The 25,049-nt window shown below is 27.6% G+C and carries 25 protein-coding genes; 13 read left to right on the top strand and 12 right to left on the bottom strand.

Features of this window, described 5'->3' with window-relative positions; translation table 11 throughout:
• The first annotated feature begins 1 nt into the window (after position 1).
• The 6 genes from glpK to rplT all read left to right on the top strand — a co-directional run bounded on the left by glpK (position 2) and on the right by rplT (position 4,676).
• On the top strand, positions 2 to 1,495 hold the full coding sequence (gene glpK, locus H0H47_RS00915) for a glycerol kinase GlpK (RefSeq protein WP_185866169.1): 1,494 nt from the start codon (positions 2 to 4) through the stop codon (positions 1,493 to 1,495).
• A gap of 15 nt (positions 1,496 to 1,510) precedes the next feature.
• Positions 1,511 to 2,257, top strand: coding sequence for an MIP/aquaporin family protein (locus tag H0H47_RS00910; protein WP_185866168.1), 747 nt, complete (start codon positions 1,511 to 1,513; stop codon positions 2,255 to 2,257).
• Between the two features lie 21 nt (positions 2,258 to 2,278).
• Entirely contained in the window at positions 2,279 to 3,538 is a 1,260-nt protein-coding gene (gene thrS, locus H0H47_RS00905; RefSeq protein WP_185866167.1) for a threonine--tRNA ligase, read from the top strand.
• 107 nt (positions 3,539 to 3,645) lie between these two features.
• Positions 3,646 to 4,107: a translation initiation factor IF-3 gene (infC, locus tag H0H47_RS00900; protein WP_394366928.1), complete on the top strand. Its 462-nt coding sequence runs from the start codon at positions 3,646 to 3,648 to the stop codon at positions 4,105 to 4,107.
• Positions 4,108 to 4,127: 20 nt separating this feature from the next.
• Positions 4,128 to 4,316 carry a 50S ribosomal protein L35 gene (rpmI, locus tag H0H47_RS00895; protein WP_185866166.1) on the top strand — a complete coding sequence of 63 codons (189 nt, stop codon included), beginning with the start codon at positions 4,128 to 4,130 and terminating at the stop codon, positions 4,314 to 4,316.
• Between the two features lie 12 nt (positions 4,317 to 4,328).
• Positions 4,329 to 4,676, top strand: coding sequence for a 50S ribosomal protein L20 (gene rplT, locus H0H47_RS00890; protein ID WP_185866165.1), 348 nt, complete (start codon positions 4,329 to 4,331; stop codon positions 4,674 to 4,676).
• On the opposite strand, the gene def is transcribed toward rplT, so the two are convergent.
• Both def and ruvX read right to left on the bottom strand, forming a co-directional pair.
• Positions 4,671 to 5,198: a peptide deformylase gene (def, locus tag H0H47_RS00885; RefSeq protein WP_185866164.1), complete on the bottom strand. Its 528-nt coding sequence runs from the start codon at positions 5,196 to 5,198 to the stop codon at positions 4,671 to 4,673. The two genes, rplT and def, sit on opposite strands and share 6 nt — an antisense overlap.
• Positions 5,198 to 5,626, bottom strand: coding sequence for a Holliday junction resolvase RuvX (ruvX, locus tag H0H47_RS00880; protein WP_185866163.1), 429 nt, complete (start codon positions 5,624 to 5,626; stop codon positions 5,198 to 5,200). Before ruvX ends, def begins: the two co-directional genes overlap by 1 nt.
• A gap of 83 nt (positions 5,627 to 5,709) precedes the next feature.
• Here ruvX and H0H47_RS00875 point away from each other — a divergent pair, with 83 nt between their 5' ends.
• Genes H0H47_RS00875 through H0H47_RS00860 form a run of 4 tightly spaced genes read left to right on the top strand, consistent with a single transcriptional unit; the run spans position 5,710 to position 9,556 of the window.
• The gene (locus H0H47_RS00875) at positions 5,710 to 6,534 is read left to right on the top strand and encodes a 2,3,4,5-tetrahydropyridine-2,6-dicarboxylate N-succinyltransferase (protein WP_185866162.1); all 825 of its coding nucleotides are present in this window, start codon (positions 5,710 to 5,712) and stop codon (positions 6,532 to 6,534) included.
• Positions 6,535 to 7,113: an L-threonylcarbamoyladenylate synthase gene (locus H0H47_RS00870; protein WP_185866161.1), complete on the top strand. Its 579-nt coding sequence runs from the start codon at positions 6,535 to 6,537 to the stop codon at positions 7,111 to 7,113.
• A gap of 12 nt (positions 7,114 to 7,125) precedes the next feature.
• Complete coding sequence (locus H0H47_RS00865) at positions 7,126 to 8,544, top strand: CCA tRNA nucleotidyltransferase (protein ID WP_185866160.1); 1,419 nt, start codon at positions 7,126 to 7,128, stop codon at positions 8,542 to 8,544.
• Positions 8,545 to 8,551: 7 nt separating this feature from the next.
• Positions 8,552 to 9,556, top strand: a complete 1,005-nt coding sequence (locus H0H47_RS00860; protein WP_185866159.1) for a DHH family phosphoesterase — start codon at positions 8,552 to 8,554, stop codon at positions 9,554 to 9,556.
• On the opposite strand, the gene H0H47_RS00855 is transcribed toward H0H47_RS00860, so the two are convergent.
• The 3 genes from H0H47_RS00855 to H0H47_RS00845 are packed head-to-tail and all read right to left on the bottom strand — an operon-like array spanning position 9,540 to position 11,995.
• Complete coding sequence (locus tag H0H47_RS00855; protein ID WP_185866158.1) at positions 9,540 to 10,094, bottom strand: thioredoxin family protein; 555 nt, start codon at positions 10,092 to 10,094, stop codon at positions 9,540 to 9,542. The two genes, H0H47_RS00860 and H0H47_RS00855, sit on opposite strands and share 17 nt — an antisense overlap.
• A gap of 5 nt (positions 10,095 to 10,099) precedes the next feature.
• Positions 10,100 to 10,888 carry a zinc ribbon domain-containing protein gene (locus tag H0H47_RS00850; RefSeq protein WP_185866157.1) on the bottom strand — a complete coding sequence of 263 codons (789 nt, stop codon included), beginning with the start codon at positions 10,886 to 10,888 and terminating at the stop codon, positions 10,100 to 10,102.
• A 3-nt stretch (positions 10,889 to 10,891) separates the two neighbouring features.
• Positions 10,892 to 11,995 (bottom strand): Nif3-like dinuclear metal center hexameric protein, encoded by a 1,104-nt coding sequence (locus H0H47_RS00845; protein WP_185866156.1) that lies wholly within the window; start codon positions 11,993 to 11,995, stop codon positions 10,892 to 10,894.
• Positions 11,996 to 12,082: 87 nt separating this feature from the next.
• Here H0H47_RS00845 and lipA point away from each other — a divergent pair, with 87 nt between their 5' ends.
• Positions 12,083 to 12,937: a lipoyl synthase gene (gene lipA, locus H0H47_RS00840; protein ID WP_185866155.1), complete on the top strand. Its 855-nt coding sequence runs from the start codon at positions 12,083 to 12,085 to the stop codon at positions 12,935 to 12,937.
• A gap of 1 nt (position 12,938) precedes the next feature.
• On the opposite strand, the gene H0H47_RS00835 is transcribed toward lipA, so the two are convergent.
• Positions 12,939 to 15,518 (bottom strand): UvrD-helicase domain-containing protein, encoded by a 2,580-nt coding sequence (locus H0H47_RS00835; RefSeq protein WP_185866154.1) that lies wholly within the window; start codon positions 15,516 to 15,518, stop codon positions 12,939 to 12,941.
• A 149-nt stretch (positions 15,519 to 15,667) separates the two neighbouring features.
• Here H0H47_RS00835 and fbaA point away from each other — a divergent pair, with 149 nt between their 5' ends.
• Positions 15,668 to 16,735: a class II fructose-bisphosphate aldolase gene (fbaA, locus tag H0H47_RS00830; RefSeq protein WP_185866153.1), complete on the top strand. Its 1,068-nt coding sequence runs from the start codon at positions 15,668 to 15,670 to the stop codon at positions 16,733 to 16,735.
• Positions 16,736 to 16,743: 8 nt separating this feature from the next.
• On the top strand, positions 16,744 to 17,583 hold the full coding sequence (gene accD, locus H0H47_RS00825) for an acetyl-CoA carboxylase, carboxyltransferase subunit beta (RefSeq protein ID WP_185866152.1): 840 nt from the start codon (positions 16,744 to 16,746) through the stop codon (positions 17,581 to 17,583).
• 7 nt (positions 17,584 to 17,590) lie between these two features.
• Here accD and guaA read toward each other — a convergent pair whose 3' ends face one another.
• From guaA to purF, 6 genes are all read right to left on the bottom strand, one after another.
• Complete coding sequence (guaA, locus tag H0H47_RS00820; RefSeq protein WP_185866151.1) at positions 17,591 to 19,138, bottom strand: glutamine-hydrolyzing GMP synthase; 1,548 nt, start codon at positions 19,136 to 19,138, stop codon at positions 17,591 to 17,593.
• Between the two features lie 36 nt (positions 19,139 to 19,174).
• Positions 19,175 to 20,410 carry a phosphoribosylamine--glycine ligase gene (gene purD, locus H0H47_RS00815; protein WP_185866150.1) on the bottom strand — a complete coding sequence of 412 codons (1,236 nt, stop codon included), beginning with the start codon at positions 20,408 to 20,410 and terminating at the stop codon, positions 19,175 to 19,177.
• A 5-nt stretch (positions 20,411 to 20,415) separates the two neighbouring features.
• Positions 20,416 to 21,951: a bifunctional phosphoribosylaminoimidazolecarboxamide formyltransferase/IMP cyclohydrolase gene (purH, locus tag H0H47_RS00810; protein WP_185866149.1), complete on the bottom strand. Its 1,536-nt coding sequence runs from the start codon at positions 21,949 to 21,951 to the stop codon at positions 20,416 to 20,418.
• Positions 21,952 to 22,021: 70 nt separating this feature from the next.
• Entirely contained in the window at positions 22,022 to 22,585 is a 564-nt protein-coding gene (locus H0H47_RS00805; RefSeq protein WP_185866148.1) for a formyltransferase family protein, read from the bottom strand.
• 18 nt (positions 22,586 to 22,603) lie between these two features.
• Positions 22,604 to 23,587, bottom strand: a complete 984-nt coding sequence (purM, locus tag H0H47_RS00800; RefSeq protein ID WP_185866147.1) for a phosphoribosylformylglycinamidine cyclo-ligase — start codon at positions 23,585 to 23,587, stop codon at positions 22,604 to 22,606.
• A 12-nt stretch (positions 23,588 to 23,599) separates the two neighbouring features.
• Positions 23,600 to 25,033, bottom strand: coding sequence for an amidophosphoribosyltransferase (gene purF, locus H0H47_RS00795; RefSeq protein ID WP_185866293.1), 1,434 nt, complete (start codon positions 25,031 to 25,033; stop codon positions 23,600 to 23,602).
• Positions 25,034 to 25,049: the final 16 nt, after the last annotated feature.

Genomic DNA, 25,049 nt, shown 5'->3' with positions numbered 1-25,049 from the left:
TATGTTTATGAAAAAATATGTGCTATCATTAGATCAGGGAACTACTAGTTCTAGAGCTATTATTTTTGATAAAATTGGAAATATTATTTCAGTAGCTCAAAGAGAATTTACACAAATTTATCCTTATCCTGGATGGGTGGAACATAATGCAGAAGAGATATGGTCTACGCAAGCATCCGTTGCTTTGGAAGCTATTTTAAAGGCAAATTTAGAAGGGGAAAATATCGTTTCAATAGGAATAACCAACCAACGAGAAACTACTGTTGTATGGGATAAAAAAACGGGAGAACCTATTTTTAATGCTATAGTTTGGCAAGATAGACGTACATACAAATATTGTGACCTTCTCAAAAAAGAAGGATTAACTGAAATGATTAGAAAAAAAACAGGGCTTATTATAGATCCTTATTTTTCTGCCACAAAAATTAAATGGATATTAGAAAATGTTCCGGAAGCTAGAAAAAAAGCTAATTCTGGATCTTTAGCATTTGGAACTATAGATTCATGGTTAATATGGAATTTAACCGGTAAAGAAATTCATGTCACAGATGTTACTAATGCTTCCCGTACCATGCTTTTTAATATTCATTCACTTAGTTGGGATCAAGAGTTAATTGATTTATTTGATATTCCAAGAACAATGCTCCCAGAAGTTAAATCATCTAGTGAAATTTTTGGTTATACTACAGGCCACATTCTTTCTCATAAAATTCCCATATCTGGGATAGCTGGGGATCAACAAGCATCTCTTTTTGGACAAATGTGTACTAAAATTGGTATGGTAAAAAATACTTATGGAACAGGTTGTTTTATGTTAATGAATGTAGGGGATTCTCCTGTTTTTTCTCAAAATAATTTAATCACCACTGTTGCTTGGAAAATTAAAAATAAGGTTCAATATGCATTGGAAGGAAGTGTTTTCATTGCAGGAGCTGTTGTTCAATGGTTGAGAGATGGATTGGGGCTTCTTATATCTTCAAGTGAAGCAGAAATTTTAGCTTCTTCAGTAAAAAATACAGAAGGATTATATATGGTTCCAGCTTTTTCTGGTTTGGGAGCTCCTTATTGGGATCAGAAAGCTAGAGGGACCATTGTTGGGATAACAAGAGGAACCTCTTCGGCTCATTTTGTAAGAGCAGCGTTAGAAAGTATTGCTTTTCAAAATATGGATGTTTTGAAAGCTATGGAAGCAGATTCTGGTATTTCTATAAAAGAACTTCGTGTAGATGGAGGGGCTACGGTAAATAAATTGTTAATGCAATTTCAATCCGATATTTTAAATGTGAGAGTAGTGAAATCAAAGATTTCTGAGTTAACAGCAGCTGGAGCAGCTTATTTAGCTGGATTAGCTGTAAATTATTGGACCAGTCTTGAAGAGATTCAAAAAAAATGGCAAATAGAACAAGTTTTTGAACCAAAAGGAATGTCTAGTCGTTTAGAAAGAATTCAAGGTTGGAAAAGAGCAATTAAAACAACTCGTTCATGGTCTGGTTAATATAAATCAAATAAAATGACAAAAATATGTGCAGAAATCATAGGAACAATGATTTTGGTTTTTTTAGGAAATGGAGTTGTTGCAAATGTTATTTTGTCAAAAACCAAAGGGTACAACAGAAATGGAGAATGGCTGACTATTGCTATAGGATGGTCGTTGGCCGTTTTTATGGGAATAATAGTTTCAGCTCCTTATAGTGGAGCTCATTTGAATCCATGTGTTACAATAAGTTTTGCCATAGTTGGCAAATTTAATTGGGGGATGGTTCCATTTTACATTTTATCTCAATTCATTGGAGCGATGTTAGGATCTTTATTAGTATGGATTTTATACAAAGATCACTTTGTTGAAACTAAAAATGAACAAGATAAATTGTCTGTTTTTGTTACTATTCCTTCTATGAAAAATTTATTTTTTAATTTTTTAAATGAAGTATTAGCTACTTTTATTTTTATATTTATTTCTTTATATCTTACGGTAGAAGGAACCCTTTTTTTTAAAGAAAATAAATATCCTATAGGGTTAGGTTCTTTAGGAGCTTTACTTCCCGCTTTAGTGGTATTAGGAATTGTTTTGTCCTTAGGGGGAAACACTGGGGCAGGTATTAATCCTGCTCGTGATTTAGGACCAAGAATCATATATTCTATCATTCCAATTCCTGAAAAAGGAAAAAGTAATTGGGATTATGCTTTTGTTCCTGTATTAGGACCTATTTTGGGAAGTGTGATAGCTGCAATATCATATTTATTTTTATCATCGTAAAAAAACTTGTAACTTTTTTTCATGGATAAATCAACCCCTTTAAAAGAAGATCCTAATACTATAGATCATAGAAAAATAGGTAAAAAACTAAAATTTTTTATTTTTTCTGACAGGGTGGGAAGTGGATTACCTTTGTGGTTACCTAAAGGGACGATTTTCAGAAAAAATTTAGAAGAATTTTTAACTGATATTCAAAAAAAGTCTGGATATGAAATGGTAGTCACTCCACATATTGGACATAAAAAATTATATGTTAGGAGTGGACATTGGAGCAAATTTGGAAAAGATAATTTTAAACCAATTCAGACTCCACGTGAAGAAGAATTTCTATTAAAACCTATGAATTGTCCTCATCACTGTGAAATTTATCGTTCTCAAGAATGGTCTTATAGAGATCTTCCTAAACGTTTCGCAGAATTTGGAACAGTATATCGTTATGAACAGAGTGGAGAACTTCATGGTTTGACTAGAGTTAGATGTTTTACTCAAGATGATGCACATATTTTTTGTACTTATGATCAATTACTAGAAGAATTTAAAAGAGTTATCAACTTAGTTTTTTACGTATTTCGTTGTCTAGGTTTTTCTGAATATACAGTTAGAATATCTCTTAGAGACACAAAAAAAATAGATAATTATATTGGATCAGAAAAAAATTGGAAAAAAGCAGAAGAAGCTATATTGAGAGCAGTCAAAGAAGAAAAAATAAAAACATCTCTGAATTATGGAGAAGCAGCTTTTTATGGACCTAAACTGGACTTTATTGTTAAAGATTCATTAGGAAGAAATTGGCAACTTGGAACAATTCAAGTGGATTATAATTTGCCTGAAAGGTTTGATTTGTATTATAAAGGAAAAAATAATGAAAAATGTCGTCCCGTCATGATACATAGGGCCCCTTTTGGTTCACTGGAACGAATGATTGCCATTATAATAGAACACTCCAGAGGAAATCTTCCATTATGGTTGGCTCCTAATCAAGTGGTCATACTTCCTATAAGTGATAAATATGTAGTTTATGCAAAAAAAATTTTAAATTTGATATCGAATTATGATATCCGTGTATTTGTTGATAGCAGAAATGAGAAGATTAATAAAAAAATTAGGGATTCTGAAGACAATAAGATTCCTTATATGATTATTTTGGGAGAGAAAGAAGAGAAAAATGAAATGATATCTTTACGACGTCATGGTTTAGGACATATAGGAACCTTTCCTATTTCTAAGGGAATAGAAGCCATTTTTAATGAAAAAAATTTAAAAACTATAAAACTATTATAAAAAAGAAGTTTTCAAGGGGGAATAAAAAAAAGAGAATTTTTCGACCATTACCACAAAAAAAAGAGGTTCATCGAATTAATGAAAATATTGATTCAAAAATAGTTAGATTGGTAGGAGATTCTTCTATAGAAAATGGAGTTTACTCTATCCAAGATGCTATTCAATTTTCTAGAGAAAAAGAATTAGATTTGGTTGAAATCAATCCAAAATTGAATCCTCCAGTATGTAAAATACTGGATTATAAAAAATTTTTATATGAACAAAAAAAAAGAAAAAAACAATTTAAAGCAAAACAAATTAAAGTAAATACTAAAGAAATCCGATTTGGTCCACAAATCGGCGATCATGATGGAAAAGTTAAAATAAAAAGTGCTGAGAAATTTTTAATGCGTGGGGACAAAGTGAAAGTATTTGTTTTTTTTAAAGGACGTTCAATAGTATATAAGGATCAAGGGAAAATCAAATTGTTAAAATTTGCAGAAGAAATTGAGGAATATGGAAAAGTAGAACAAATGCCCGTAATGGAAGGGAAAAGAATGTATATGATCTTAGCTCCAAAAAAAATTTAACATCATGCACGTATAATATTATGAATAAATTAAAAACAAAATCAGGATCAAAAAAAAGATTTAAAAAAACGGCGAATGGATATATAAAAAAAAAACATGCATTCAAAAATCATCTTTTAACTAAAAAATCAAAAAGGAGAAAACGTAATCTTTCTAAATTTACTCTATTGAATAAATCAGATCAACAGAATATTAAAAAACAGATATAAAAATTATGAATTATGCCCAGATCTACAAATGCAGTTTCCTCTAGACGAAGACGAAAGAAAATACTAAAATCGGCAAAAGGTTTTTATGGATCAAGAAGTAAAGTTTATACAGTTGCTAAAAATGCCGTAGAAAAATCATTTTCTTATGCTTTTTCAGGAAGAAAAAAAAAGAAAAGAGATTTCAGATCTCTTTGGATTCAACGCATTAATGCAGGAGTCCGTCAATATGGAATATCTTATTCTGAATTTATGAAAAAATTATCCGATAAGAAAATTAAAATAAACAGAAAAATACTTTCTTATTTATCTATGAATGAATATAATACTTTTAAGAAAATAGTAGATCATATTTCTTCATGAAAAACTTTTTTTTGATAGACCAATCAATTTTTTTTCTATTATTTTTTTTTTCATGGAAGAAAAGTAATCTATAAAGAGTCTCCCTTCAATATGATCATATTCATGCAATATGACTCTAGCACATATGCCCGTTAAAGTTTTCTTTTGTTTTTTCCAATTATGATCATAATATTCAATCAAAACATTAGATTTTCTTTTTACATATCCCATGATTCCAGGGATGCTAAGACATCCTTCATTGAATTTGTACTCTTTTCCATGAATTTTTAATATTTTAGCATTAATAAAAACTTCTTTGTAATTACTTATGTCTTTTCCATCTAAATAAGGAGTTTCAATTATAAATAAACGTATATTTTTTCCAATTTGAGGAGCAGCCAATCCGATTCCTTTTGCTTTATGTATAGTTTCAAACATATCTTTTATTAATTGATTGATTTCTTTTTTGCAGAAAGATAAATCTATATCTAAACATTTTTTTCTTAAAATAGGATTTCCATAAAGAATTATAGGTAATACCATTAATTAATTTTTTTTTCTTTTTTTGCGAGATAAGACTGTAAAATAATAGTGGCGCTAATTTGGTTTAAAATTACTTTTTTTCTTCTTTTTTTTTTTTTTAAACCTAATTCTATCATAGTATTAAAAGCCATCTTAGATGTAAAACGTTCATCTACTCTTTTTATCAAAATTTTAGGATTTTTTATGCGAAATTTATTTATAAATATTTGAATATCTTTTTCTATTAATGTTTCTTTTTGATTGTTTAATTTTTTTGGTAACCCTATAACTATTTCATCTATTTTTTCATGAGATAAAAACGATTCTAAAAAATTCATTAATTTTTTAGTTGGAACTGCATCTAATCCAAATGCAAATATTTGTTCATTATCTGTTATAGATAAACCTGTTATTACTTTTCCATAATCTATTCCCAATATTTTTGCCATTTTTGTAATTGTTATAACAAATATATACTTGTTATCTTATTTTATTTTGCTACTTTTGTTTTCAATAAACCATGAATATATATATGAAAGTGAACAAACTAAAATTAGAAATAGAAAAGGCTTGGAATCAAAAAAATTCTTGGGAAGATGACGAGAATATAGAGAAGATAGTTCTTCAGGTTATTGATCATTTAGAAAATGGATTAATCAGAGTGTCTAATTTTTTAAATGAAAAGTGGATAGTCAATGAATGGGTAAAAAAAGCAATTATAATGTATTTCTCTGTTAAAAAAATGAATGTGATAGAATTAGGTCCATTAGAATTTTATGACAAAATCCCTATAAAAAATAAATTCCGAGAAAAGAGAGTTAGAGTCGTTCCTCATGCTATAGCACGTTATGGTTCATATTTATCCCATGGAGTAATTCTTATGCCTTCTTACGTAAATATAGGCGCATATATAGGAGAAGGAACTATGATAGATACATGGGCGACAGTAGGGAGTTGTGCTCAAGTTGGTTGTCGTGTACATATAAGCGGTGGAGTTGGAATAGGAGGAGTTCTAGAACCTTTACAATCTTATCCTGTTATTATTGAGGATGATGTTTTTATTGGATCTAGATGTATTTTGGTAGAAGGAGTTTTGATAGAAAAAGGGGCTGTTTTAGGTGCAAATGTTGTTTTAACTGCTACTACTAAAATTTTTGATGTAACGAATAATCAACCTATTGAATTTAAAAAAGTTGTCCCTAAATATTCTGTGGTCATTCCTGGATCTTATCCAAAAAAATTTCCTTCAGGAACATATTATGTTCCGTGTGCTATGATTATAGGAAAAAGAAAAGAAAGCACAGATAAAAAAACATCTTTAAATGAAGCGTTAAGAACTCATAATTTAGTGATTTAGATGTCTTTTTACGAAGAAATAGAAAAAAGTGTAGAAATATTAAAAAAAGGAAAAAGTTTATTATATCCTACAGATACTGTGTGGGGGTTGGGGTGTGATGCATTTAATATGCAGGCTATAAATAAAATATGTAAAATCAAAAATAGAAATTTTTCTAAGTCTATGATTGTTTTAGTAGAAAAAATGGACCGTTTACGTCAACTGGTAGGAGATATAACTGATTTTACTAGAAAAATTCTAATTGATAACATTGCGAATAAAAATAAACCTATCACTATAGTGTACAATCATGTGAATCAAATAGCATATAATTTATTGAGAAAAGACAATACTTTAGCCATTCGTTTGACATATGATCCATTTTGTGTTTGTTTAATCCGAAATTTTGATAGACCAATTATTTCTACTTCTGCAAATTTATCAGGATTTTCTCCTCCTAAATCCTTTTCTGAAATTAGTCCTTCTATTTTAAAAGAAATAGATTATGCAGTGAATTTTCATAGAAAAAAAATATCTAATTACAGCAGCTCTTCTATTATAAAAATTGTTTCAGATCAGGTAAAAATATTACGTAGTTAGTAATCAACTAACATGAATTTATCATCTGCTCTTCATAAAAAAATATTTCGTATCGTAAGCCTTTCATCTCAGAAAATAAAACAAGATAGTTATGTGGTGGGAGGTTATGTTAGAGATTTTTTAATAGGAAAAATGAAATCCGAAGATTTGGATATTTTGACTATAGGTGAGGGAATTAAATTAGCTAAAGAGGTTTCTAAATATATTTATCCTTATCCAAAAATAAAGATCTTTAAACGTTTTGGAACTGCTATGTTAAAATATGATAATCAGAAAATAGAGTTTGTTGGATCCAGAAAAGAATCATATCATTTATCTAGTCGTAAGCCTTTTATAGAGTTAGGATCATTACAAGATGACCAAAATAGAAGAGATTTTACAATCAATGCTTTAGCTATTAGTTTAAACCCTGATAATTATGGAGAATTAATAGATCCATTTGGAGGATTATCAGATTTAAAAAAAAAAATATTAAGAACTCCATTAGATTCAGATATTACTTATTCTGATGATCCGTTGAGAATGATGCGAGCAATTCGATTTGCGACTCAACTTCAATTTACGATTGAAGAATATTCATTTAAATCTATTCAAAAAAATAAAAATAGAATAAATATTGTTTCTATAGAAAGAATTATAGAAGAATTTAATAAAATTTTATTATCTAAAAAGCCTTCTATCGGATTGTTTTTATTATATAAATCTGGATTATTATCAATAATATTACCAGAATTAACTTTATTAAAAGGAATAGAAGAAAAAAACGGATGTAAACACAAAGATAATTTTTATCATACTTTGCAAGTAGTAGATAATGTCAGTAAAGAAAAAGACGGTTTCCTTTGGTTAAGATGGGCAGCATTGCTACACGATATAGGAAAATCTTCTACCAAAAAATTTTTACCAAAAATAGGTTGGTCTTTTCATTCTCATGAATTTGTAGGATCAAAAATGGTTCCAAATATATTTCAACGTTTAAAACTTCCAAAAGGGGATCCTATGAAATATGTGAAAAAGATGATTCAATATAGTTACAAACCTATAGCTTTAATAGGAAATAGGACTAGCGATACTGCTATCCGTAGATTATTATTTGATCTTGGAAAAGATCTAGAAGATTTAATAAAATTGTGTCTCGCTGATATTACCACTAATAATATAGAGAAAAGAAAACAATATAAAAAAAATATTTATCTTCTTATGGAAAGGGTTAAAAAATTAGAAGAAAGAGATAGAATTCAAAACTGGAAATCTCCTATATCAGGAAATGATATCATGAAGGCTTTTCGGATTAATCCATGCAAAAAAATAGGGGTTATAAAAAATTTTATTAAGGATTCTATTTTGGAAGGAAAAATATCTAATGAATTTCATTCTGCTTATCTTCTAATGTTAAAAAAAGGAGAAGAATTAGGATTGAAAAAAAAATAAGAAGTATATGTTTTCTAGTATTGATGGAAATAATCAAAAAAAAATCGTTTTATTACCACATAATAATCCGGACGGAGATGCTTTAGGATCCTCTTTAGCTCTTTTCTTTTATTTGAGAAAATTGAGACATGATGTGGATTTAATATCTCCAACAGAATATTCTGAATTTTTTCAATGGCTTCCAGGAACTGAGAATATTCTTGTTTTCTCAGAAAAAACTAAATCTTTAGTAAAAAAAAAAATTGTAAATTCTGATTATGTTTTTTTTGTAGATTTTAATAATTTATCAAGAATAAAAAATTTAAGAGAATTTATTTTATATTCAAAAGCAAAAAAAATACTAATAGATCACCATCCTTTTCCATTTCGTTTCGATTTTATGTTTTCTGATCCAACAGTTTCAGCTACCAGTATTTTGGTTTTTAGGTTTATATCTGAAATGAATCATTTAGACAAAATAGATAAAGAAATAGCCACCTGTTTATATATTGGTTTAATGACTGATACGGGTTTTTTTCGTTTCCCTTCCGTTACTTCAGAAACTCATTTTATTGCCGGAAAATTAATAGAAAAAGGAATTGATATAGAAGAGATCTATGGTCATTTGCAAGAAAAATACAATGAAAATAAATTGAAATTATTATCTAAAGCCTTAAAAAAATTAAAAGTCATAAAAAAATATCGTACAGCTTATACAAGTATCAATGCTTCGGATCTCAATTTTTATTCATACAAACAAGGAGATACTGAAGGTATTATTTCTTATGGACTAGGTATAAAAAATATTATTTTTTCTGTTTTCTTTTTTGAAGAAAAAGAAAAATATCCAATTAAAATTTCCTTTCGTTCTAAAGGTAATTTTGATGTAAACCTATTTGCCAGAAAGCATTTTGGAGGTGGTGGACATAAAAATGCAGCAGGAGGTATATTAGAAAAAAGTCTATCTGAATCCATTGAATATTTCTTAAATATTATTCCTAATTATCATAGAAATCTTATGTTTTCCATTTGATATTACATCCGTAACTTAATTTAAAAGTTTGATTTATATTTTTTCCTTTCAAAATTTTTTTTAAAACATTTCTCACATCACAACCTGTCACAGGTTTTTCATTTCCAGGCCTAGAATCATCTAGTTGCCCATGATAACATAAATCCCCTTTTCCGGAAAATATAAAAAATTCAGGAGTACATTTTGCACAATAATATTTGGCTACTTCTTGTGTTTCATCGAAAAAATAAGGAAAAAGATAACCTAACTGAGAATGTACTTTTTTCATATTTTCCGGAGAGTCTTCCGGATACTTGTTTGCATCATTAGAATTGATAGCTAAAAAAGAAATTCCTTTCGGAATAAAATCTTTAGATAAACGCACTAATTCTGAATTAATATGTTTTACATACGGACAGTGATTACAAATAAACATAATTACAGTTGCTTTATCAGAAAAAAAATCTTTCAAAAATTTCTTCTTTCCTGAAGAAACTTCTAACAAGTTAAAATCTTTTATTTGAATTTTAATTTCACTAGAAGAATAAGTTCGTACCATTTTAATTATTTTTTATTTTTTTTAAAAACAAAAGATTTTTTCTTTTCTTCCTCAGCTAATTCAGCATCTATTAATATTCTTCCACTGTGTTCATCTATTAAAAGTTTATTTCTTTGTATCAGTTCTGAATATTTTTGAGGTGTAATAGCTAGATAAGAACCCAATGGAGCTCCTCTTTGGACTGGAGCAACAGCCACTCCGTTTTTTACTCTATTCCTTATTTTTTTATAAGTTTGTAACAAACGAATATCAACTTTTTTAGAAAAAAACAAAGATTTTTCCAAAAGAATTTTTTCTTCTTTATCGTTTTCTAATAGAATCTTATTCAATTCTTTTTTTTTGTGAAAAAGATGTTCTTCTTTATTATTTAAAATATCTTCTTTTTTTCCTAGAATATCTTCTTTTTTATGAATTTTTACATTCAATTCTTTGATTCTTTTTTTGGATAATTGAATCTCCAGTTTTTGATAATCAATTTCTTTATCAAGAGAATATAATTCCTTGTGATTTTTTACATTATCTTTTTGTTTATCATATTTTTTAATTAATGTTTCTGAATATTTAATATTTTTGTTTTGTTTATCTATATTTTCTTTTATGGAAAGAATCTCCTCATGAACATTTTCTGAATTTTTTTTCATTTGGTCTAATTCTTCTTCCAAACTTTTTATTTCCATGGGAATATTTCCGCGAAATTTTCGTATTTCATCTATACGAGAATCTATTAATTGAAGATTATATAATGCCCTCAATTTATCTACTACAGTGATAGCTTCTTGTATTTTATTTCCCATAAACTAATAAATATATTTAACTGGATTAGTATAAACTTCTGATTCAGAAATAGAAATAGAAGTAAATTTTTTTTCTAAAAAAGATCTTAATAAATTTTTAGAGATTTTTTCGGATTCATAATGACCGATATCTACAATCAATATTCTATTTTCAGATTTAAAAAAATCATGATATTTTAAATCAGAAGATATAAAAACGTCAGCTTTTTCTTTGATAGCGGTTTCTATTCCAAAACGTCCTGACCCTGTTATCATAGCTATTTTTTTAATTTTTTTTTCTGTAAAACGGGAATGACGAATACAAGGAAGATTCATTTTATTTTTTATAAAAATAAGAAAATCATATTCATTCATCTCTTTTACTAGATTTCCTATGAACCCTATTCCTACATAAGGATTAACATTTTCAATATTGTAAATTTCGTAAGCTACTTCTTCATAAGGATGATTTTTAAAAAGAGCGTCTCTGATAATATTTAATTTATGAGAGGGAAAAATAACACCGATACAAGTCTCTTTTTCCATATGAAAAATTTCTTTTTTTCCAGAAAATGGTTTGGTTTTCTTGTTTCCCATATAACTTCCAAATCCATCAAAATTATAACTGCAATGACTATAATTGGAAATATTTCCAGCACCTACTTCAAATAAAGAATTTCTTACTTTTTCTGCGTAGTTAACTGGAACATAAGTGATCATTTTTTTTATAGTTTCTTTTTTTGGAAGAAGAACTTTTTCTTTATTGATTTTTAACAGTTTAGATATATAATCAGAGGGGCCTTCCCATACTAAATCCAAATTAGTGTGAATAACATAAATAGATACATCATTTTTCAATGCAGAAATTATAACCCTTTCTGAAAATGTTTTTCCAGTTATATTTTTTATGGGTTTAAAAATGATAGGATGAAAGGATATTATCAGATTACACTTCTTATTGATGGATTCACAAAAAACCTCTTCAGTAAGATCTAAAGTGATTAGTATATTTCTTACTTTTTGATGAAACGATCCTACTATCAATCCAACATTATCATAGGATTCTGCATATTCTATAGGTGCTAAATTTTCTAATTTATCAGCTATATCTCTTACGAATACTTCCATGTTAAAAACATCCCTGCGTCAACAAATTTATCAAAAAAAAATTGATTTTTATAATATTATTGCATAAATAAAAATAAAAACATAATTATGAATATCCCTCTCAAAAAACCAAAATGGATAAGAGTAAAATTATCAATGAATAAAAATTATCATGAATTACAAAAATTAGTTTCTTTGCATAAATTGAATACAATTTGTCAAAGTGGGAGTTGTCCTAACATAGGAGAATGTTGGGGAAAAGGAGTAGCTACTTTTATGATATTGGGAAATATTTGTACAAGATCTTGTAGATTTTGTGGAGTTAAAACAGGACGTCCTGAAAAAGTCGATTGGAAAGAACCAAATAAAGTAGCAGAGTCTATAAAAATATTGAAAATCAAACATGCCGTATTAACCTCTGTTAATCGAGATGATTTAAAAGATATGGGATCTTCTATATGGGTAAAAACCATACAAGAAGTACGATATTTAAATCCAAAGATAACAATAGAAGCTTTAATCCCTGATTTTAAAGGAGAAAAAAAAATAATAGATAAAATCATTGATGTTAAACCAGAAGTGATTTCTCACAATCTGGAAACAGTTTCCAGATTAACAAAAAAAATCCGTATTCAAGCTAAATATGATCGTAGTCTTGGATTACTGCAGTATATCAAAGAAAAAAATAAAAATATTCGAACAAAAACAGGAATCATGTTAGGATTAGGAGAAACAAAAGAAGAAATTATTGAAACAATGAAAGATATGAAAAAATCTAAAGTAGATATTATAACAATGGGACAATATTTACAACCTTCTTTAAAACATCATCCTGTTCGTTTTTTTGTTTTTCCTGAACAATTCAAAGAATTGAAAGAAATTGGATTAAAAATGGGATTTAAATATGTAGAAAGCGGGCCATTAGTACGGTCTTCTTATCATGCAGAAAAACATGTAAGATGAATCAATAATTTTTTTCTTCTTTTCCAAAAGAATACTTATATTTTTTTTCATTCCATATTTTTTTTTCACGAAGAAAATTTTTAATGTAAAATGATACAGATTTTTCATTTTCTATTTTTGAAAATAAAAATAACTGTTCTATAGAACGAGTAGTAGATACGTATAATAGATTGATATTATCAAATACTGTATTTGAGAGGTAATCTTCATAAATATTCCGGATATTTTTATCATGTTTTATACGTTTGAAATATGGTTCTATTTCTAAATAAACAGAATTCAATCCGTGATATAAATGAGGATTTACATCCATCCATATTCCTACTTGATTTTTAGAATAAAGATTCCAATCAGTAAAAGGAAGAATAACTACAGGAAATTGCAATCCTTTAGATTTATGAATAGTCATAACACGAATAGCATTTTTATGATCAGAAATAATAATGCTTTCTTTTTCCTTTTTAGATTCCCAATAATCTAGAAAATCTACAATAGAATTCCCTACACTTTTCATAGATCTATAAACAAAGTCCAAAAAAGAATAGATAGATGCAGTGTTCTGTTTATTCAATAAACCAAAAGATTCAATTATTTCTTCTGATATATTGTATATGGATTTATTATATAATTTATTTAACGATAATGAATCTTTTGATAGAATTTTTTTTAAAAATATATCCAGTGGTAAGAAAATAATTTTCATAATAAAATCATGATCTTTTTTTTTAGTACGAATGAATTTATTTTTTAATAACATAAAAATTAGAATAACTCTTTTTTGATAACAATGAGGATTAGCAAGAATATAAAATAAATTTATGATTATTTGTATTTCCAAATGATTTTTTATTAGCAAAGAAACAGAAGTATTTACATTAATGCCATCTTCAACAAGTTTTTCAGATAAAAAACGACCTTCTTTATTATTTCTAACTAATATAGCAATGTCTGATAAAACATATTTCTGTTCCAATAATTTTTTTATTTTATTTTTTATTTTGAAATAAATATATTCTTTATAATTTTTATTTTCTAAACTACTCAGAAAATTTATTTCTACATATCCTCCAGGTTTTTTAAATGTTTTTTGTTTGGAATCTTGATATATATTTTTATAAATAATTGAATTAAAAATTTTAGATATGGATTGATAAAGGAAGTTATTAAAATGAACAATTTCTTCATAACTACGAAAATTTGTTTCTAACCTTTTTAATTTTTTTTTATAATTTATTGATTTAGAATAACATATATTTATAAACTGTTTTGCGTCTCCACCCCTCCATCTATATATAGATTGTTTAGGATCTCCTACTATCATAGCTGATCCATTTTCAGATAATGCATTTTCAACTAAAATTTTAATATTGTTCCATTGTAAAAATGAAATATCTTGAAATTCATCTATAAAATAATGTTTATATTGCATTCCGATTCTTTCATAAATTTTAGGAAATGTTCCTCGAGTAATTCTTTCATAAAGAATTTTGTTTAATTCTACATTTAAAAGAATTTTTTTTTCCTTTTTCATAAAATGAAATTCTTTTTCTATTTCATGTATGATTGATAGTATACTAATGTTTTTTAAAAAAAGTTTATCTAAAAGATAATATGATATATTTTTTTTGTATATAGATTTTGTTTTTTCATATAATGACAGGATTTCATCCTTATTTTTTTCTATCAATATTTTTTGATGCTTTTGTAAAGAACATTTATAAAATATTTTTTTTTGAATATATTTTTCAAGACGTTCATTAAAAGGGTTAAGGAATATATTCCTCATTTGTAATTTTTGGAAAAGTCTTGGTAAATCTGAATGAATAAAAGAATTTTTTTGAATAGAAGTTTTTATTAAAAATAAAAAGAATTTTTCACCTTGTATTTCGCATTTTTTTTCAAATTTTTTAGTTCTTTTTATCAAAGTTTTTTTCAATTGGATAAAATTTTCTAAAGAAAAACTTTTAATTTTTTTTATAGGAAAAAAATTATTTTCTTCCAACATAAGATGAGCTATTTTTAATAGTTCTTTTCTTATATCCCAGTTTTTTCCTTTTTTTAATTTTTCTAAAGAAAATTGAACCAAAATATTTGACCATTTTTCTGAATTTTTCAATCTATATAGTAGATTTTCTATAATTTTCAATAGAAACCTTTTTGTATCCATTTCTAAGTAGACTTCTCTATTTGAAACAAAAGATCTTATAATATTATAAGTAAATTTATCTATTGTACTTGTATTTTTAGAAAAAGAAGAAAAATCATGCAAAATGGCAGATAATATTTTTTTAGAACGTTCATATAATTGATGTTTTGTTAATTTCAAATCTTTTACAAGATGATCAAATAAAGAAGAATATTCTTTTTTAACTATTTGATTTGAAAACTCTTTAAGACATTGTAAAATTCTTTTTTTCATTTCTTCAGAAGATTTTTTAGTAAAAGTCAAAGCTAGAACTCTTCTAAATTCATCAGGATATGAACTTTTTAATAGAACATAAAGATAGTTTTTTACTAAAAAAAAGGTTTTTCCAGAACCGGCTGAAGCGTTGTATATCTTTAATGTAGATGGAACAAGCATGATTTACGAAAAAATTTTTGCATATATTTTATAATAACATATTAATTAAAGAAAAACCATATAATAGTGAAACTATTTTGAATCATAACCTATTGATACTTTTTTTACATTTGTTTATCTTATCCTTAAATTAAATAAATTTAAAACACATGTCTAGAAAATTTCCTTTTGGGGTAGCCACTGGTAATCTTGTAGGAGAGATATTCGAATACGCTAAGGAAAACGTTTTTGCTATACCAGCCGTAAATGTTATTGGATCTAATACTGTGAATGCAGTAATGGAAACCGCTGCAGAAGTTAATTCTCCTGTTATTATTCAATTGTCTAATGGAGGAGCTATTTTCAATGCGGGAAAGGGATTAAATAATAACGAACAAAAAGCGGCAATCAAAGGAGGGATAGCTTGTGCTATGCATATTCATGAATTAGCCTCTTCTTATAAAGCAACAGTCATTCTTCATACAGATCATTGTTCTAAACCTTTCCTTCCATGGATAGATGGATTAATAGAAGCCAATGAAGAGCATTATAATCGTTTTGGAAAAACGTTGTTCAGCTCACATATGCTAGATCTTTCTCAAGAACCTTTAAAAGAAAACATTAGCATTTGTGAAAAATATTTTGAAAGAATGAATAAAAGCAAGATGACTATTGAAATAGAATTGGGTGTAACGGGAGGAGAAGAAGATGGAATAGATAATTCAAACATAGAAAATAATAAACTATACACTCAACCAAAAGAAGTTAGTTATGCTTATAATAGATTAATTAAAATTAGCAAAAATTTTATTATAGCTGCTTCTTTTGGAAATGTTCACGGAGTTTATAAGCCTGGAAATGTGATTCTTCGTACTGATATATTACAAAAAACACAAGAATACATACGGAAAAAATTTCGTACAAAAAAAAAACCAGTTTCTTTAGTTTTTCATGGTGGATCAGGTTCTTCCAAAAAAGAAATCCAACAAGCTATTAGTTATGGAGTTGTTAAAATGAATGTGGACACTGATTTGCAATATGCTTTTACTTGTGGTATTCGGGATTATATGAAAAAAAATGAAGAATATTTAAAAAAGCAAATAGGAAATCCAGAAGGAAAACATCTTCCAAATAAAAAATATTATGATCCTAGAATTTGGTTAAGAGAAGGAGAAAAATCTTTTAAAATTCTTCTAAAAAAATATTTTGAATTCATGAATAATATTAATACTTTATAAAAGCACCCATGGCTTGGTTTTTGAGAAAAAAAAAGAATATTTTAACGTCTATAGACGATAGAAAAGATTTACCTAAAGGGTTATGGTATAGAACACCTAGCGGAAAAATTATAGATACAGAAGTCTTAAAGAAGAATGCTTATGTAAGTCCAGAAGACGGATATCATGTCAGAATTCATAGCAAAGAATATTTTGAAATTCTTTTTGATAATGGGGATTTTTTGGAAATGAATATAAAAATGATTAGTAAAGATCCTATCAAATGGAAAGATTATAAAAAATATACAGATAGAATTCAAGAGGCTAGAAAAAAAACAAATTTATATGACGCTATTAGAACAGGGGTCGGAAAAATAAAAGGAATTGATGTTGTGATATCTTGTATGGATTTTTCTTTCATAGGAGGATCTATGGGGTCCGTAGTAGGAGAAAAAATATCTAGAGCAATAACATGTTGTATAGAAAAAAAATTTCCATACATCTTAATCTCTAAATCTGGTGGAGCAAGAATCATGGAATCTTCTTTTTCATTAATGCAAATGGCTAAAACAATTGCTAGATTAACCCAATTGCGTGATGCTAGAATTCCTTATATATCTGTTTTAACAGATCCAACTACAGGAGGGGTGACTGCTTCTTACGCTTTACTTGGAGATATCAATATAGCTGAACCAGGGTCTCTTATTGGATTTGCTGGACCTAGAGTAATCAGGGAAACAATTGGAAAAGATCTTCCAGATGGATTTCAAACAGCAGAGTTTCTTATGGATCATGGATTTATAGATTTGATCTCTTCTAGAACTGAATTAAAGAAAAATATATATAACTTAGTATCTATGATGATGTAAAAAAAATTCATTCCCATTCAATAGTAGATGGTGGTTTAGAGGTTATATCATATACCATTCTATTAATTCCATCAACTTCATTGATTATTCTATTTGAAACTTTTTCTAAAAAATCGTAAGATAAATGTGAAAAAGTAGCAGTCATGAAATCCTCTGTATTGATGACACGCAATACAGCTGCATATTCATAGGTTCGTTTATCTCCCATTACTCCTACAGATTTAACAGGTAATAAAACAATGAAAGCTTGACTAACAGAATCGTAAATATTATAGTTTTTTAATTCTTGTAAAAGAATACTTTCTGCTTCTTTTAAAATGGAAATTTTTTTTTCATTTATTTCTCCAATAATTCTAATGCTTAATCCAGGTCCAGGAAATGGATGACGATATAAAATTTCCTCTGGAAGTCCTAGTTTTTGTCCTATTTTTCTGACTTCATCTTTAAATAATTCTTTCAATGGCTCAATGAGTTTCAACTTCATAAATGTTGGATCAGGCAATCCTCCTACATTATGATGAGATTTTATAGAATAACTTAATTTTTCTTTCTTTGAAGAAGATTCAATAACATCCGAATAAATAGTCCCTTGTGCTAAAAATTTAACATTTTTAATTTTTTCAGATTCTTTATAAAATACAGAAAGAAATTCTTCCCCTATAATTTTTCTTTTTATTTCAGGATCAATAACACCAGTTAATCTAGATAAAAAACGATTTTTAGCATCTATTATTTTAATAGGTAAATTCATTTTTTGACATAAAATAGATATTCTTTCTTTTTCTTTTTTTAGAAGTAATCCTGTATCTACAAAAATACAATTTAAGGAATTCCCAATAGCCTTATGAATGATATAAGCAGTCACAAAAGAATCTACTCCTCCAGAAAAACCTAATATCACTTTTCCTTTGTCTACACGTTTTTTGATTTTATCTATTGCATTTTGTATAAAATTCTTCAAATCCCAATTAGAAGTACACTTACAAATATTAAAAACAAAATTTTTCAATATAGACATTCCGAATTCTGTATTTTTTACTTCTGGATGAAATTGGACAGCATAAATCTCTTTGTTGATATGACTGAAAGCTGCAATAGCACAAGATGAAGTATGCCCGATTATTTGAAATTTTTTTGAAATGTTTTTTACTTGATCAAAATGACTCATCCAAACAATGGATTTTTTTGGTATTCCATAAAATAAATTGTTATTGGAATGATCTATAATGAAGTAAGCCTTTCCGTATTCTTTAAATTTAGATTTTTCGATCTTCCCTCCAAAAAGAAAAGAAATAATTTGCATTCCATAACAAATTCCAAGTATAGGAATATCTAATTGAAAGATCTTTTTAGAAATTAGTGGAGAACCATTTTCATAAACAGAAAAAGGGCCCCCTGATAAAATAATCCCCTTAGGTTTTTTTGATAAAATATGGGATATGGAAGTATCATAATCACATAATAAAGTATCTACTCCTAGATTTCGAATTCTTCTTGCAATCATATGACTATATTGAGAACCAAAATCTAATATGCAGAGAAAGTCTTTTTTCATTTTTAGATTGGATTTGATTTTTATACTGATTTTTTATTATAAACCAATGTCTTTTCGGAAATACAAATTTTCGAATTGTACTTTTTGAACTTTCTCGTAAGCCTTTTTTCTGGCTTCTTGAATCGTTTTTCCTAATCCTACCATATTTAGTACGCGTCCACTTGATGTGATCCAATTTTCTTGTTCTTTCTTGGCTCCAGCAATATAAAAAGGTTCTTGTAATGAGTTTAATCCTATTATTATTTTTCCACTTTTGTATTTTTCCGGATATCCTGTAGAAGATAAAACAACACAACAAGAACATAATTTTTTCCAAAAAATAGATACTTTTTTACAAAGAAAAAAAGATTGAAGAACATCTAAAAAGTTACTTTTCATTAATGGAAATAAAGTTTGAGCTTCAGGATCTCCGATACGAGTATTATATTCTAATAAATAAACTTTATTAGAAGTAATCATTAATCCAAAGTATAGAAATCCAAAAAAAGTTAATTTTTCTGAAATTAATCCTTCTAAAGTAGGCTCTAATATGTTTTTTTGAAAATCTCTCCAAATAGAATTCGTCATATATGGATTCGGAACAACTGCCCCCATTCCCCCTGTGTTCATTCCTGTTTCATTTTCTCCAATTTTTTTATAATCTAGAGCAGATAAAAAAGGAATAATCTGTTTTTCATTGAAAAAAGATATAATAGATGCCTCTTTTCCTTGCAAAAATTCTTCTATGATAATTTGATTTCCAGATTTTCCAAATTTTTTTTCTATCATAATAGTTTTTAAAGCTTTTTTAGCTTCATTTTTATTATGAGCTAAAAGAACTCCTTTTCCTCCAGCTATTCCATTTGTTTTAATCGCCACAGAACCAATATTTTTATCTAAAAAATTGATAGCCTTTTTATAACAAGAAAAAATGTCATATTTAGGAGTTCTAATTCCATATTTTTTCATAAATGATTTAGCAAAAATACGATTTCCTTCAAGTTTAGCTGCTAAATGATGCGGGCCTATTATTTTTAATCCAAGATTTTGAAAAATATCCACAATTCCTTCTATCAGGAAAATTTCGGACCCTACAATAGTTATATCTACTGCATTTTTTTTAGCAAAAAGACCTAATTCTAATAGAGTTTGATTTTTTTCAATATTCTTTCCTATCATTCCTGTTCCTCCATTTCCAGGATAAAAATAAAGATTTACAGAATGATTATCTTCCAATAATTTTTTTCCAATAGCATGTTCACGTCCACCACCTCCAATAATTAAAATTTTCATTATTTTTAATGTTTAAAATGTCTTTTTCCAGTAAAAGCCATAGCTATTCCATAATCGTCACAAGCTTTTACAGATTCTTCGTCTCGCATAGATCCTCCTGGTTGAAGAATAGCACGTATTCCACCCGAACGAGCCGCTTCATCTACAACATCACGAAAAGGGAAAAAAGCATCAGAGACAAGAACTAAACCTTCTTTACTTTTTTCTAAAGCCCTCTCTATAGCTTGATTAGCTGCCCAAATTCTGTTGGTTTGTCCTCCAGAAATTCCTAAAGTTTGTGTTCCCTTAGTTATAACAATAGCGTTGGATTTCACATATTTCACTACTTTTTGAGCAAAAAATAAAGATTTTAGTTCTTGATCAGTAAATTTTTTTTTAGTAACTATTTTATAATTATACTCATTAGGAAAAAAATAATCTGTTTCTTGCACTAAGATCCCTCCATCTATTTGAACATATTCTAGTTTATCCGAAATTGCTTCATTAATACTAATAATTCTAAGATTTTTTTTTATTTTTAAAATATTTAAAACGTTTGTTTCGTAACTGGGTGAAAGCACAACTTCTAGAAAAATATGATTAATCTCTTTTGCCAATTCCTTTGTAATTGGAACATTAACGGCCATTATTCCTCCAAAAGACGAAATAGTATCAGCATAATAAGTTTTTTGAAACGCTTCAATAATGTTCTTTCCTAATGCTACTCCACAAGGAGTGGAATGTTTAACTGTACAACAAGCAGGTTCTGAAAATTGAGAAACAACTTTCCAAGCTATATCCATATCTCGTAAGTTATTAAATGACAATTTTTTTCCATGCAATTGATGAAAATTTCGCATGGATCCATGCTGAATCGTATTAATGTAATAAGCTGCTTTTTGATGAGGATTTTCTCCATAACGGAGATTCATTTTTTTTTCGTAAGAAGAATGTAAATAAATAGGAAACTTTTCATCTTTTTCATCCATCAAAAGATATTGAGAAATAGCAGAATCATAAGCAGAAGTAAAATTAAATACTTTTCCAGCCAATTTTTTTCTCAATTTTAATGAAGTGGATCCATTCTGTTCTATTTCATTTTTTACTAATTCATAATCATTATCATCTGTTATGGCAGTGACATGTAAAAAATTTTTAGCAGCTGCACGAAGCATAGACGGCCCTCCTATATCAATAAGTTCAATCAAAGAATTGAAATGAGATCTTTTACGTATTTCTTCAAAGAATGGATAAAAATTAACCAACACAATATCAATAAGATGAATTTTGTGAAATCGAATGGATTCGATATGTTTTTCAATCGAACGATTTGCTAGAATTCCTCCATATATATTAGGATGAAGAGTTTTTACTCTCCCATCTAAAATTTCAGGAAAAAAAGTAACATTCGATATTTCTATCACATTAGACAACCCTTTTCTTATTAAATATTGGTAGGTCCCACCAGTAGAAATTATTTGATATCCTTTTTGATCTAAAAAACTAGAAAATTGAAATAGTTTTTCATTTTTTTCATAAACACTAATCAAAGCTCTTTTCATAATACATACTACTAATTTTAGTTTTGAGTATAAGTAAGCATAGTGAATTATAAATAAAATATCTTATTTTTCAAAGATTTTTGATAGACTGAATTAATATTTCTCTTTCTATGAGAGAAACTTTTTTTGATAAAGACATTGGAGTTTCCTTTGAATAAATTTTACATGATTTTTTCAAAATAATCCCTCCTTTATCCACGTCTTTCGTTACATAATGAACTGTGGCACCTGATATTTTTTCCTTATTTTTAATAACTGCTCGATGCACTTTCATTCCGTACATTCCTTTTCCTCCATATTTTGGTAAAAGAGAAGGATGAATATTGATCACTTTTCCAATCCATTTATCACAAAACTCTGCATCAAGTATAGAAAGAAATCCAGAAAGAACTATAATATACGGAATATCTTTTATAAGTATATTGTTTATTTCTTTAGAAATAAATTTTTTCTTAGTTTTTTCTAAAGATATGGTTTTTATATTTTTTTTTAACGCATACTGAATTGCACTACAAAATCTATCAGAAATTACTAAATTAACTCTGAAATTAAAAAGTATTCCGTTTTTAATTGCTTGTAAAATATGCTGCATATTGGTTCCTCTTCCAGAAACTAAAATAGTTATTTTTTTCATGATATATGAAAAATGTATTTATTTTAAAAATACTATTTTATTTCCTTTCACTATACTGCCAAAAACAAAAGGATTTTCTCCTAAAAAACGGAGTCTGTCTAAAATAGAATATTCTTCCTTAAAAGAAGCTATTATAATCATTCCTACTCCCATATTAAAAGTATTCCACATTTCTTGATCAGATAAATTTCCTTTTTTTCGAATATAATTGAAAACAGGTTGAATAGGAATTTTTTCTTTTTCGATTATAGCTGATAAATTTTCTGGAAGTATTCTAGATAAATTATCTGATATTCCTCCTCCAGTAATATGAGCTAATCCGTGAATCATAAATTCTTTTAATAAAATATGAATAGTAAAATGATAAATTCTAGTTGGAATTAAAAGGGTTTCATAAAATGGTTTTTCTTGAAAAGATTTCAAAAAATCTTCTTGAGAAAAAATATTTCTAATTAAAGAAAAACCATTGCTATGCACTCCTGATGAAGGGAGTCCTATTAAAATATCTCCATCCTGAATCAATTTTTTACCATCTATAAGATTTTCTTTCTCAACAACCCCTACACAAAATCCAGCAATATCATAATCATTTTCTTGATAAATTCCAGGCATTTCTGCAGTTTCTCCTCCAATAAGACAAGTATTAGTTTTTTTACAAGAAATGGCTATTCCTTGTATAATTTTTTCTACAATAGAAGAATCGAGTTTTCCACAAGCTAAATAGTCTAAAAAAAATAAAGGTTTTGCACCATGACATAAAACGTCATTTGCGCACATTGCAAAGCAATCTTCTCCAATTAAAGAATATTTTTTGTAATCAATGGCTAAACGCAATTTGGTTCCAACTCCATCAACTCCAGAAACTAAAATAGGTTCCTTATATCCACATTCATATATCTTATAAAATCCAGAGAAATGGTCTAATGTACTTATTACTCTATTGTTATAAGTTTTTTTTAAAATTTTATTAATTTTGAAAATGGTGATATTGCTTTCTTTCATAATTTATTATATTCATTTTTTTTTAACCGGATAGTTTCCCGTAAAACAACCAAAACAATAATGAATGCTTCCAAGAATATCTATCAGATTAGCCATGCTTAAGAATTCTAAACTATCTACATTTAGAATTTTTGCTATGCTTTTTTGATCAGTATGATTGTATGAAATGAGATCTTTTTTACTCGGAGTATCTACTCCTAAATAGCATGGAGCTATGATAGGAGGAGAAGCACTTCTAAAATGAATTTCTTTTGCTCCTGCTTTTCTTAATATATAAACTAATCTACGACTAGTAGTTCCACGAACTATAGAATCATCAATGATAACAATACGTTTTTCTTTTATTTCATCCAATATAGGATTTAATTTTAAGTTCACCATTTTTTCACGCATTTCCTGTTTAGGTAGAATAAAAGACCTCCCAATATATTTATTTTTCACTAAAATAGGTTTGAAAGGAATTCCAGAAGCTTTAGAGTAACCAATAGCAGCTGGAACACCGGAATCTGGAACTCCAATAACTACATCTGCTTCTACTGGGTGTTGTTCATAAAGTTTTTCTCCACTTTTTTCACGGATTTCATACACATTTATATTTTCAATTAAAGAATCAGGACGAGAAAAATAAATATACTCGAAAGAACATATTCTTTTTTTTGTATATTTTTTTTCTTTTAACATCGAAAATCGAATTGATTTTTGATCTACAATAACAATTTCTCCTGGAAATAAATCTCTTACATAAAATCCTCCTACAGAATCTATTCCACAAGTTTCAGAACTAAAAATATAAGTTTCTTCATTCAGCATTCCATAACACAAGGGACGTATTCCGTTTGGATCTCGAAAAGCTGCTATTTTATTATCCATAAGTACTATGACAGAATAAGCTCCTATAATATCTAGAGTTGTTTTTTGAATAGATTTTTCTAAATCATTATTAGATTCCAATAAATATTTTTGAATGAGACGTAATATTACTTCAGAATCAGAGTGTTCAGATATAAAATGGATTCCTTCAAATTCCAGTTTTTTACGGATGTATTGAGCATTGACTAAATTTCCATTGTGGACTATGGATATAATACTCCTTCCATCGGAATCCTCTCCAAAAAAAGGTTGAATATTTTTTTTACTTTGCCCTCCTTCTGTAGAATAACGTGTATGCCCAATAACTGCATTTCCGTGATAACATTTAGAATTTGAAATGTTTCTAAAAAAATCTAAAACTAGACCTTCATTTTTATGAGATATAATAAATCCATCTCGCAAAACAGAAAAACCACAAGCTTCTTGTCCTCTATGTTGCAATGCAAATAAACCAAATTGAATTAAAGAAAAGGTGTCTACTTTATGAGGAGAATAAACCCCAAAAACACCACATTCATCATGAAATTTATCAATATAACAATTTTTCAGAATTGAAGGGAATAATTGAGAGATCATCTTTTTGGAAAAAGAA

Origin of the sequence: Blattabacterium cuenoti (assembly GCF_014252075.1) — a bacterium.
GTDB classification, from domain to species: Bacteria; Bacteroidota; Bacteroidia; order Flavobacteriales; family Blattabacteriaceae; genus Blattabacterium; species Blattabacterium cuenoti_AC.
This window is presented reverse-complemented; position numbering and strand designations above follow the sequence as displayed.